At 58.9% G+C, this 11,853-nt stretch carries 6 protein-coding genes; all 6 read right to left on the reverse strand.

Annotation, left to right across the window (positions count from 1 at the left end):
* Positions 1-18: 18 nt before the first annotated feature.
* The 6 genes from CKW31_RS00940 to pilQ all read right to left on the reverse strand — a co-directional run bounded on the left by CKW31_RS00940 (position 19) and on the right by pilQ (position 11,852).
* A complete protein-coding gene (locus CKW31_RS00940) occupies positions 19-1,437 on the reverse strand; it encodes an FAD-dependent oxidoreductase (RefSeq protein WP_095092482.1) in 1,419 nt (472 codons plus the stop codon).
* 121 nt (positions 1,438-1,558) lie between these two features.
* A complete protein-coding gene (gene gltB / locus CKW31_RS00945) occupies positions 1,559-6,007 on the reverse strand; it encodes a glutamate synthase large subunit (RefSeq protein WP_095092483.1) in 4,449 nt (1,482 codons plus the stop codon).
* Between the two features lie 357 nt (positions 6,008-6,364).
* Positions 6,365-7,984, reverse strand: coding sequence for an AAA family ATPase (locus CKW31_RS00955; RefSeq protein ID WP_095092484.1), 1,620 nt, complete (start codon positions 7,982-7,984; stop codon positions 6,365-6,367).
* Positions 7,985-7,993: 9 nt separating this feature from the next.
* Complete coding sequence (aroB, locus tag CKW31_RS00960; protein WP_095092485.1) at positions 7,994-9,097, reverse strand: 3-dehydroquinate synthase; 1,104 nt, start codon at positions 9,095-9,097, stop codon at positions 7,994-7,996.
* Positions 9,098-9,226: 129 nt separating this feature from the next.
* On the reverse strand, positions 9,227-9,745 hold the full coding sequence (gene aroK, locus CKW31_RS00965; protein WP_027901980.1) for a shikimate kinase AroK: 519 nt from the start codon (positions 9,743-9,745) through the stop codon (positions 9,227-9,229).
* A gap of 4 nt (positions 9,746-9,749) precedes the next feature.
* On the reverse strand, positions 9,750-11,852 hold the full coding sequence (gene pilQ, locus CKW31_RS00970; RefSeq protein ID WP_176469754.1) for a type IV pilus secretin PilQ: 2,103 nt from the start codon (positions 11,850-11,852) through the stop codon (positions 9,750-9,752).
* Between the last annotated feature and the right edge of the window lies 1 nt (position 11,853).

Consider the following 11,853-nt stretch of genomic DNA (forward strand, 5'->3'; position numbering starts at 1 on the left):
TAATCACCGAACCTGCGATCAGACGCCCAGGTAGTCCAGAATCCCTTCAGCCGCATTACGGCCTTCGAAGATTGCAGTCACCACCAGGTCAGAACCGCGCACCATATCGCCACCGGCGAAGATTTTCGGGTTGCTGGTCTGGTGTTTGTACTGCGCCTGTTCCGGGGCGATGACGCGGCCCTGGCTGTCGGTCTGGATGGCGAATTGCTCGAACCACGGCGCCGGGCTTGGACGGAAGCCGAAAGCGATCACCACAGCATCAGCCGGGATGATCTCTTCCGAACCAGGAATCGGCTCAGGGCTGCGACGGCCACGGGCATCCGGTTCGCCGAGACGGGTCTCGACGACCTTCACGCCTTCAACCTTGTCTTCGCCCACGATGGCGATCGGCTGACGGTTGTAGAGGAATTTCACGCCTTCTTCCTTGGCGTTCTTCACTTCCTTGCGCGAACCCGGCATGTTTTCTTCGTCACGCCGATAAGCGCAGGTCACCGACTTGGCGCCTTGGCGGATCGAAGTACGGTTGCAGTCCATGGCCGTGTCACCACCGCCAAGCACCACAATCTTCTTGCCCTTCATGTCGACGAAATCTTCTGGCGACTTTTCAAAGCCCAGGTTGCGATTGACGTTGGCGATCAGGAAGTCCAGCGCATCATGCACGCCTGGCAAGTCTTCACCGGCAAAGCCGCCTTTCATGTAGGTGTATGTGCCCATGCCCATGAACACCGCATCGTATTCTTCGAGCAGTTGCTCCATGGTCACGTCCTTGCCGACTTCGGTATTGAGGCGGAACTCGATACCCATGCCGGAGAACACTTCACGGCGATGGCTCAGGACCGTTTTTTCCAGCTTGAACTCGGGGATGCCAAAGGTCAGCAGACCGCCGATTTCAGGGTTCTTGTCGAACACCACCGGGGTCACGCCGCCACGCACCAGCACGTCGGCACAGCCCAGACCGGCAGGGCCTGCACCAACAATCGCCACGCGCTTGCCGGTGGGCACAACCTTGGACATGTCCGGACGCCAACCCATGGCGAACGCGGTGTCGGTGATGTATTTCTCCACCGAGCCGATGGTCACGGCGCCAAAACCGTCGTTCAGGGTGCAAGCCCCTTCACACAGACGATCCTGTGGGCACACACGGCCGCAGACTTCCGGCAAGGTGTTGGTCTGGTGGGACAGTTCGGCGGCGGCCAGGATGTTGCCTTCCGCAACCAGCTTCAGCCAGTTGGGAATGAAGTTGTGTACCGGGCATTTCCACTCGCAGTACGGGTTACCGCAACCCAGGCAACGGTGGGCCTGATCGGCCGACTGTTGGGGTTTGAAAGGTTCGTAGATTTCCACGAACTCTTTCTTGCGCTGACGCAGCAGCTTCTTCTTCGGATCTTTACGCCCGACATCGATGAACTGGAAGTCGTTACTTAGACGTTCGGCCATTCTCTTGAACCTCTACATGGCAGCTTCAGGCGACAAACCTGAAGCTGCCAGAATCATATTCGCAGGCAAATCACGCACTGCTGTTAACTTGCGGCTTGAAGCTTGCCGCTTAAAGCTGCAGTTACTGCGGATTCGCGCGGGTGCTGGAGAGCAACGACTTCAGCGAAGCAGCCTTCGGCTTGACCATCCAGAAGCGGCGCAGGTAATCGTCCAGGTTTTCCCAGACGTTACGGCCCCACTCGCTGTCGGTTTCCTCGACGTACTCAGCCAGCACCCGCTCCAGATGGCTGCGATAAGCTTCCATCGACTCGCCGCTGATGCGCTGAATCTCAACCAGCTCATGGTTGACCCGGTCAACGAAGCTGTTATCCAGGTCGAGTACGTAGGCGAAACCACCGGTCATGCCGGAACCGAAGTTATAGCCGGTCTTGCCCAATACGCAGACGAAACCGCCGGTCATGTATTCGCAGCAGTGGTCGCCGGTGCCTTCCACGATGGTGTGGGCCCCGGAGTTACGCACTGCGAAACGCTCGCCCGCCGTACCGGCTGCGAACAGCTTGCCGCCGGTTGCGCCGTACAGGCAGGTGTTGCCGATGATGGCGCTTTCCTGGGTTTTGAACGGGCTGCCTTTTGGCGGAACGATCACCAGCTTGCCAGCGGTCATGCCTTTACCGACGTAGTCGTTGGCATCGCCTTCCAGGTACATGTTCAGGCCACCGGCGTTCCACACACCGAAGCTCTGACCAGCCGTCCCTTTGAAGCGGAAGGTGATCGGAGCCTTGTTCATGCCCTGGTTGCCATGCAGCTTGGCGATTTCGCCGGAAATCCGTGCGCCGATGGAGCGGTCGCAGTTGCAGATGTCCAGTTCGTACTCACCGCCACTCAGGCTTTGAATAGCCGGTTTGGCCATTTCAACCATGCGCTCGGCCAGCAAGCCTTTGTCGAACGGAGGGTTGCGATCCACAAGACTGAACTGAGGCTTGTCAGCCGGGATGTGGTCGCTACCCAGCAGCGGCGTCAGGTCCAGGTGCTGTTGCTTGGCGGTTTCGCCCGGCAGGATGTCCAGCAGATCAGTACGGCCGATCAGCTCTTCCAGCGAACGAACGCCCAGTTTGGCCAGCCACTCGCGGGTTTCTTCAGCTACGTAGGTGAAGAAGTTGATCACCATATCGACGGTGCCGATGTAGTGGTCTTTACGCAGCTTCTCGTTCTGGGTTGCAACGCCGGTAGCGCAGTTGTTCAGGTGGCAGATACGCAGGTATTTGCAGCCCAGCGCGATCATCGGTGCAGTACCGAAACCGAAGCTTTCAGCACCGAGAATTGCAGCCTTGATAACGTCCAGACCGGTTTTCAGACCACCGTCGGTCTGTACCCGAACCTTGCCGCGCAAGTCGTTGCCACGCAGGGTCTGGTGGGTTTCGGCCAGGCCGAGTTCCCACGGAGCGCCCGCGTATTTGATCGACGACAGCGGCGAAGCACCGGTCCCGCCGTCATAGCCGGAAATAGTGATCAGGTCGGCGTAAGCCTTGGCAACACCAGCGGCAATCGTACCCACGCCTGCTTCAGCAACCAGTTTCACCGAAACCAGTGCATCCGGATTGACCTGCTTGAGGTCGAAAATCAGCTGCGACAAGTCTTCGATGGAATAGATGTCGTGGTGCGGAGGCGGTGAAATCAGGGTCACGCCCGGCACTGCATAACGCAGCTTGGCGATCAGACCGTTCACTTTACCGCCCGGCAGTTGCCCGCCCTCGCCCGGCTTCGCGCCTTGGGCAACCTTGATCTGCAACACGTCGGCGTTGACCAGATACTCAGGGGTCACACCAAAACGGCCAGTAGCGATCTGTTTGATTTTCGAGCTGCGGATGGTGCCGTAGCGCGCAGGGTCTTCGCCGCCCTCACCGGAGTTGGAGCGTGCGCCCAGGCGGTTCATGGCTTCAGCCAGCGCTTCGTGAGCTTCTGGAGACAGTGCGCCCAGCGAGATGCCCGCCGAGTCAAAGCGCTTGAGGATTTCCGCCAGCGGCTCGACTTCGTCGATGGACATCGGCGTGTCGAGGGTCTTGACCTGGAACAGGTCGCGAATCATTGACACGGGACGCTTGTCCACCAGCGAGGTGTATTCCTTGAACTTGGCGTAGTCGCCCTGTTGCACAGCGGCTTGCAGCATGCTGACCACGTCCGGGTTGTAGGCGTGGTATTCGCCACCGAACACGAACTTGAGCAGGCCACCTTGCTGGATGGGCTTGCGCGGGCTCCAGGCTTCGTTCGAGAGCAACTTCTGCTCAGCTTCGATATCGACGAAACGCGCACCTTTGATGCGGCTCGGAACGCCACGGAAGCTCAGCTCGCAGACCGCTTCGGACAAGCCGATAGCTTCGAACAATTGCGCGCCACGGTACGAAGCAATGGTCGAAATGCCCATCTTCGACAGGATCTTGAGCAGACCTTTGGTGATGCCTTTGCGGTAGTTCTTGAACACCTCATAGAGGTCGCCCAGCACTTCACCGGTGCGGATCAGGTCGCCTAGCACTTCGTAAGCCAGGAACGGATAGACCGCCGAAGCACCGAAGCCGATCAATACGGCAAAGTGATGCGGATCGCGGGCTGTCGCGGTTTCAACCAGGATATTGCTGTCGCAACGCAGGCCCTTTTCAGTCAGGCGATGGTGCACCGCGCCTACTGCCAGAGAGGCGTGAGCCGGCAGTTTGCCCGGCGCAATATGGCGGTCAGTCAGGACGATCTGGGTACGACCGGCACGCACAGCTTCTTCAGCCTGATCGGCGATATTACGCACGGCCGCTTCCAGGCCGATGCTCTCGTCGTAGTTCAGGTCGATGATCTGCCGCTCGAAGCCTGGACGCTCCAGAGTCATCAGCGAGCGCCACTTGGCCGGAGAAATGACCGGCGAGCTGAGGATCACGCGGGAAGCGTGCTCAGGCGACTCCTGGAAAATGTTGCGCTCGGCACCGAGGCAGATTTCCAGCGACATGACGATAGCTTCACGCAGCGGGTCAATCGGCGGGTTGGTGACCTGCGCGAACTGCTGACGGAAGTAGTCATAAGGCGAACGCACGCGCTGCGACAGGATCGCCATCGGCGTGTCGTCACCCATGGAGCCAACCGCTTCCTGGCCTTGCTCACCAAGCGGACGCAATACCTGATCGCGCTCTTCGAAGGTGACCTGATACATCTTCATGTATTGCTTGAGCTGGTCGGCATTATAGAAAGCCGAACCATGGTCGTTGTCTTCGATGGTCGCCTGGATACGCAAAGCGTTCTTGCGCAGCCATTGCTTGTACGGATGACGCGACTTCAAGCGGTTGTCGATGGCGTCGGTGTCGAGGATCTGACCGGTTTCGGTGTCCACGGCAAAGATCTGACCCGGACCGACACGACCCTTGGCGATCACGTCTTCCGGCTTGTAGTCCCACACGCCGATTTCCGACGCCAGGGTGATGTAGCCATTCTTGGTGGTGACCCAGCGAGCCGGACGCAGACCGTTACGGTCAAGCAGGCACACCGCGTGGCGACCTTCGGTCATTACGACGCCAGCGGGGCCATCCCACGGCTCCATGTGCATGGAGTTGTATTCATAGAACGCCCGCAGATCGGGGTCCATGGTTTCAACGTTCTGCCACGCAGGCGGAATGATCATGCGCACGCCACGGAACAGGTCGATGCCGCCGGTGACCATCAGCTCCAGCATGTTGTCCATGCTCGAGGAGTCGGAACCTACGCGGTTGACCAGCGGGCCCAGTTCGTCCAAATCCGGAATCAGTTCGTTGGCGAACTTGGTGCGACGGGCCTGTGCCCAGTTACGGTTACCGGTAATGGTGTTGATCTCGCCGTTGTGGGCGAGGAAGCGGAACGGCTGCGCCAACGGCCATTTCGGCAGGGTGTTGGTCGAGAAGCGCTGGTGGAACACGCAGATCGCGGTTTGCAGGCGCTCATCGCTCAGGTCAGGGAAAAATGCCGTCAGGTCGCGCGGCATCATCAGACCTTTATAGATGATGGTCTTGTGAGAAAAGCTGCAGATGTAGTGATCGGTGTCTTCAGCGTTGGCGACCGACGAACGGCGACGGGCGCTGAACAGCTTGATTGCGAACTCCTGATCGCTCAAGCCTTCACCACCGATGAACACCTGCTCGATTTTCGGCAGACGCTCCAGAGCCAGACGACCCAGCACGCTGGTGTCGATCGGCACCTGGCGCCAGCCAACAAGGGTCAGGCCAGCAGCAAGGATTTCGCGATTCATGTTCTCGCGGGCGGCGTCAGCTCTAGCGTCGTCCTGATTGAGGAACACCATGCCCACGGCATATTGACGCGGCAGCTCATTGCCAAAGTGTTCTTTGGCAATGGCGCGCAGGAACGCGTCCGGTTTTTGAATCAACAGCCCGCAACCGTCACCGGTCTTGCCGTCGGCGTTGATCCCACCACGGTGGGTCATGCAGGTCAGGGCTTGGATAGCCGTCTGCAACAGGTGATGACTGGGCTCGCCCTGCATGTGGGCAATCAGGCCGAAACCACAGTTATCCTTGAATTCATCTGGATGGTACAGACCTGCTTTCATAGACACTTTCTCACCAGGCTGCCTCTAAAAGAGACAAATTTCTTTTCAATTCAACCAGTTACCTCTCGCGCTGAACGTACGCCAGCTTAGCGGGAGCAAAAGGGAGGTCATTGTACACAGCGACACAAAGCCTCACAAATTTAACGACGAACAGTCGTAAATTCGTGTCGCATTTATGAACGTTTATAGCTGGATGCTGTGCTAGTCAAAGGCTTTTTTAGCGATCTGACCAAAACACCCCGTTTTTCAAAAGCGTCCGGGACGCAGACACCACAACGCGCGCGGTCAATCTGACTGCACGCTTGCGGATCAAAACAGGGATGCTGGGTGAGCGGCCTGGATAAGGCCGCTGCGACTTCAGCGAGCTGCGCCGAGTTCCTGTTGGATACTGGCGACAGTACGAGGCCAAGGTTTACCAGCCTGAACCTTCGCTGGCAATACCTTGATGGCTGCAAGGGCAGCTGCGCGATCAGAGAAGTTGCCGTAAGTGATCACATACAGCGGCTTGCCCTGAAGCGTTTTCTTGAAATAACGGTACTCGCCGCCTTGCTCGGCGACGAATGCCTGAGCGGTGCTCTCGGAGCTGGTGCCCAGGATCTGCACCACGTAACGCCCCGGTGCCTGACTGCCATACCAGCTGCTACCGGCTGCCGGTTTTCCGGCAGCGGCCGGCGCAGTCTTGGCGGTTGCCACTTGCGCTGGAGCCTGAGCAGGCGCTGCAGGCTTAGGCGCGGTCGCAGCAGGTGCGGCTGGCTTCGGAGCAGTAGCGGCCGCTGGCGGCGCAATGGAAGAACGGGGTGTCGACGCTGCAGCACCGGCCGGCACACCAGCAGGTGGCGCGGTGGTGGTCACGGTAGGCGGCTGCTCAACAGATCCAACCGGTACGCCGTCATCGTCGCCATCGCTCGCGCCCGCGGCTTCAGCCAGAGGGCCGCGCATGACAGGCTGAGAGTTGCCCACCAGCGGCAACGGCATCGGCTGCGAATTACCCGCGAACTCGATGGCCGGGCCACCGTTGTTGGACTGCTGAGCGCTTGGCGTGCCTTGACCCAGAGGCAATTGCGCCTGAGAGTTGGCAGGCTGCGTCGCTGGGGCGCTGGAATTGCCGCCACGGCCAGGGATAAGCACTGCTGCCAATACCCCGACTGCAACCACAGCACCCAGTGCCATTACATATTTCTTCGGCATTTTGAATCCCACACTTGGGCGTTTGACCGCCGAACGGCTGGCGATCATCGCCTCGATCATTGAGTCCCGGGCAACCTGATTGATAGCGCCAGGCCATCCACCGGAATGCTCGTGAATATCGGTTATCTGCTCGGCCGTGAACAATTCGATGCCTTGTCCGGCACCTTCCAGTCGCTGCTCCAGATATTCCCGTGTTTCATCTTCCGTGTAAGGTGCCAGCTCGATGACGTGATAGCGCTCGCCCTCGGTTTGCGCTTCGGCACACAGCTGATCGAGTCGATCGATCAGCGACGCCTCACCGAACAGAAACACATGCGGGCGGCCTTCAGGACTTCCATCGGCCAGACCAAGCAGTGCTTCGAGTGCGGATTCGCCGAGTTGTTCGGCATCGTCCACCAACAAATAGACTTCCTGCCCGGTCAGGGCCAATTGCACGACCTGCGCAAGGATGGCGCGCATCTCTGGCTGGGCGACATTCAGCGCCTGGGCAACCTGACGCAGCAGACCGGCTGCATCGGCGGCACCGCGAGCCGAAACCACCACGCTCTGGACCGATTGTTTGTTGGTGCTGGCAACCAGCGCCTGACGCAACAAGGTCTTGCCGCTGCCAACCGGGCCGGTCACGACCAGCAATAACTGGCTGTAACGAGCCAAATGATGCAACTGACCCAATACCGGCTTGCGCTGGGCAGGGAAGAATTTGAAGCCAGGCACCCGCGCTGCGAACGGGTCATGACTCAACTGGTAATGGCCGAGGAAGGCCTCGTCGGCGTGCAAGCTACTCGTCATGGAATTTCATTAACCTCTGAGCTGATCCACGAGGGCGCGGTAATCCGCTGCCAGCGTGGCCTGTAAAACTTCTTTTGGATATTCGTCGGTGATCACGGCTTCGCCCATACGGCGCAGCAAGACCAGACGCAGACGACCATCCAGGACTTTTTTGTCGACAGCCATGTGCTCGAGGAAATGCTCCGGGGTCATCTCCTGTGGAGGCACCACTGGCAAACCGGCACGCTGCAACAGGCGAATGCCGCGATTGCGCTCCTGCTCGCTGATCCAGCCCAGACGCGAGGACATTTCCAGCGCCATGGCCGTGCCTGCGCCTACCGCCTCACCATGCAGCCAGACGCCGTAACCCATGTGGGTTTCGATGGCATGGCCGAACGTGTGGCCTAGATTCAGCGTAGCGCGCACGCCGGTTTCCCGCTCATCAGCGCCGACAATCAAGGCCTTGGCAGCGCAGGAGCGCTCGATGGCAACCGTCAAGGCGGCCTGATCCAGGCCACGCAACTGATCAACGTTTTGTTCAAGCCAGGTCAGGAACGGCTCATCGCAGATCAGACCATATTTGATGACTTCAGCAAGGCCCGCCGACAGCTCGCGCTCCGGCAGCGTATTGAGGCTGGCAGTGTCGATCAGCACGACGCTTGGCTGATAGAACGCACCCACCATGTTCTTGCCCAGCGGGTGGTTGATACCGGTCTTGCCGCCCACCGAAGAATCAACCTGGGACAGCAGGGTCGTAGGAATCTGAATGAAGTTCACGCCGCGCTGGTAACAGGCAGCTGCAAAACCGGCCATGTCGCCGATCACGCCGCCGCCAAGGGCGATTACCGTGGTACGTCGATCATGACGGGCACCCAGCAGGCCGTCGAAAATGGTTTGCAATGTTTCCCAGTTCTTGAAGGCTTCGCCGTCCGGAAGGATGACAGGCAGGACGTTGTAGCCGGCCAGGGTGCGGGTCAGTCGCTCAAGGTAAAGGGGCGCGACGGTGGTATTGGAAACAATCGCCACTTGCCGCCCGACGATATGCGGAGCGAGTAAATCCAAACGATCCAGCAAGCCTTCACCGATGTGAATCGGGTAGCTACGCTCGCCAAGCTCGACCTTAAGTGTCTGCATGTGTCCCCACGTTGATTACCGAATACGTCGCCGTGAGCGCTTTTGGCACTCACGCAACAGGTGGCTCAAGGCAACGCCTCGTCCTGTGTTTTTATTGGTCGCAGAGGATAGCGCATTTCTGCCCAGGCTTTAACGGGGAGGAAGCTCCGCCAGGCGCGCAAGGATATCAAGAACCACCATTCGTGGCGGCCGCTCATCGGTTTCAACCACCAGATCCGCAATCTCCCGATAAAGCGGGTCACGCATTTCGAGCAGATCGCTCAAAACCTTTGCCGGATCAGCGGTGCGCAACAGCGGGCGGTTGCGGTCGCGGGCGGTGCGCCCGACTTGCTGCTCTACCGAGGCATGCAGATACACCACGCGTCCGCCCTGATGCAGGGCCTGGCGATTTTCGCTACGCATGACGGCACCGCCGCCGGTCGCGAGGACAATCCCGTCGACACTGCACAGCTCGGCAATCATCGCCTGCTCGCGGTCGCGGAATCCGGGTTCGCCTTCCTTATCGAAGATCCACGGGATATTGGCACCCGTGCGCAGTTCAATTTCCTTGTCGGAATCCTTGAACGGCAGGCGCAGCTCTTTGGCCAGCAAACGGCCGATGGTGCTTTTACCAGCCCCCATCGGCCCTACAAGTATTAAATTTCGCACAGAATCAACGACTCACAGCAATCGCCTGGTTGTTCATGATACGCGGAGTGAGGAACACCAGCAGCTCGGATTTTGCCTCCGAGACCACATCGCGCCGGAAAAGGCGGCCAACATACGGCACATCGCCGAGAAATGGCACCTTATCGACAGTTTTAGTTTGCGTATTGGAGAACACACCACCGATTACGATGGTCTCGCCATCAGCCACCAGCACCTTGGCATTGACTTCGTTTTTACGAATAGGTGGCACACCTTGCACCATGTTCAGGTAGTCCGGCTCATCCTTGGTGACCTTGACCTCCATGATGATGCGGTTGTCCGGCGTGATCTGCGGCGTCACTTCCAGAGAGAGCGATGCCTCTTTGAAGGACACGGTGGTGGCGCCGCTGGAGCTGGACTCCTGATACGGAATCTCGGTGCCCTTCAGAATCTTCGCGGTTTCCTTATCAGACGTGACGACCTTCGGCTGGGAAACGATTTCACCGTTGCCGGTTCTTTCCATGGCGCTCAGTTCAAGGTCCAGCAGGGTGTTGCTGGTGACGAAGGCGATACCGATGCCCGATGTGGCATTCGCAGCCCCCAGATCCACAAACGGTGTGTTGGCAGTAAGTTCATCGCCGGTGTTGCCCGCCTCATCACCATTGTCGTCCAGACCATAGGCGTTCCAGTTACTCCCACGCTTGAGGTTGGTCGACCCACCCCAATGCACACCGAGCGCCTTGTCGTAACCGACGTTGGCCTCAACGATGCGCGCTTCGATCATCACCTGACGCACCGGAATATCCAGTTGGGAAACGATACGACGCAGCTCGTCCAGACGATCCTGAGTCTGATAGGCAATGATATTGTTGGTACGCTCATCCACGGTGATCGAGCCACGCTCATCGACCTTGGATTCGGCGCTGGTGACCGACTGGAACAACTTGGCGATGTCCGCAGCCTTGGCGTAGTTGACCTGAAGCAACTCACGACGCAGCGGTGCCAGCTCGGCGATCTGCTTGAGAGACTCCAGCTCCTGCCGCTCACGGGCCGCAATTTCGTCAGCCGGTGCGACCAGCAACACATTGCCGATCTTGCGTTTGTCCAGACCTTTGGTTTTCAGCACCAGATCCAGCGCCTGATCCCACGGCACGTTTTGCAGACGCAAGGTAATGCCGCCCTGAACCGTGTCACTGGCCACCAGATTGAGGCTGGTGAAGTCCGCGATCAATTGCAGCACCGACCGCACATCGATGTCCTGGAAGTTGAGCGACAGCTTCTCACCGGTGTAAACCAGCTTCTCTGCGTTGCGACGGTCCAGGTCTTCGTTGGTCAACGGACGCACGCTGATGGTCAGCTTGTTTTCAGTCTGATAGGCGGAGTAATCGAAAGGCCCGGAAGGCTCGATGGTGATGCTTGCCTTGTCGCCGGTCGCAGAGGCGTTAACAAACTGCACCGGCGTGGCGAAGTCTTTGACGTCCAGTCGTACCCGCAGCTTTTCAGGCAGTTGGGTTTTGGCAAAATCGACGCGAATCTTGCCGCCCTGCTCCTGAATATCAGGCGCAACGCTGGAATCCGTCAGATCAATGATCACATTGCCCTCACCCAACTCGCCCCGCTGGAAATCGACATTCCGGATGGCTTTGCCAACTGGCCCATAAGCCTTGGGTCTTGCGGGAGCAGAGGGCGGTACGGCAACACGAGCAGCGCCCTGCGCAGTGCTTGGCTGTGATGCCTGCGCTGCGGCAGCCCCCTGACCGATCACGACAAACAGATTATTGCCATCGACCCGCGAGCTGTAGGGCGCGAGCGTGGTCATGTTGATAATGACTCGCGTGCGGTCATTGGCCTGAACCACAACCACGCTACGGGCATTGCCACTGCCCAGTTCACGACTCTTGGTCGCCAGCTGACTGGTCACGCCGGGCAAGTCGAGTGCGATACGGGCTGGCTGTTCGGTGGTATAGCCTCTGGGCGCCGGGACCGGCGCGTCAAAAGTCAGCTTGAGCTCGATCCTGTCACCGGGCAGCGCCGCAACATCCAGCGTTTTGAGAGTGGCGGCCTGGAGCACCGGCGAAATCATCGCAATCCATAGCGATACACCGATAGCCGAAAGAATCCTGGTCATG

This window comes from Pseudomonas sp. Irchel 3A5, assembly GCF_900187575.1.
GTDB classification, from domain to species: Bacteria; Pseudomonadota; Gammaproteobacteria; order Pseudomonadales; family Pseudomonadaceae; genus Aquipseudomonas; species Aquipseudomonas folii.

What these genes read in the sequence shown, in the direction of transcription:
- CKW31_RS00940 (WP_095092482.1), bottom strand. Translation starts at nt 1,437, where the DNA reads ATGGCCGAACGTCTAAGTAACGACTTCCAGTTCATCGATGTCGGGCGT.
- gltB (WP_095092483.1), bottom strand. Translation starts at nt 6,007, where the DNA reads ATGAAAGCAGGTCTGTACCATCCAGATGAATTCAAGGATAACTGTGGT.
- CKW31_RS00955 (WP_095092484.1), bottom strand. Translation starts at nt 7,984, where the DNA reads ATGACGAGTAGCTTGCACGCCGACGAGGCCTTCCTCGGCCATTACCAG.
- aroB (WP_095092485.1), bottom strand. Translation starts at nt 9,097, where the DNA reads ATGCAGACACTTAAGGTCGAGCTTGGCGAGCGTAGCTACCCGATTCAC.
- pilQ (WP_176469754.1), bottom strand. Translation starts at nt 11,852, where the DNA reads ATGACCAGGATTCTTTCGGCTATCGGTGTATCGCTATGGATTGCGATG.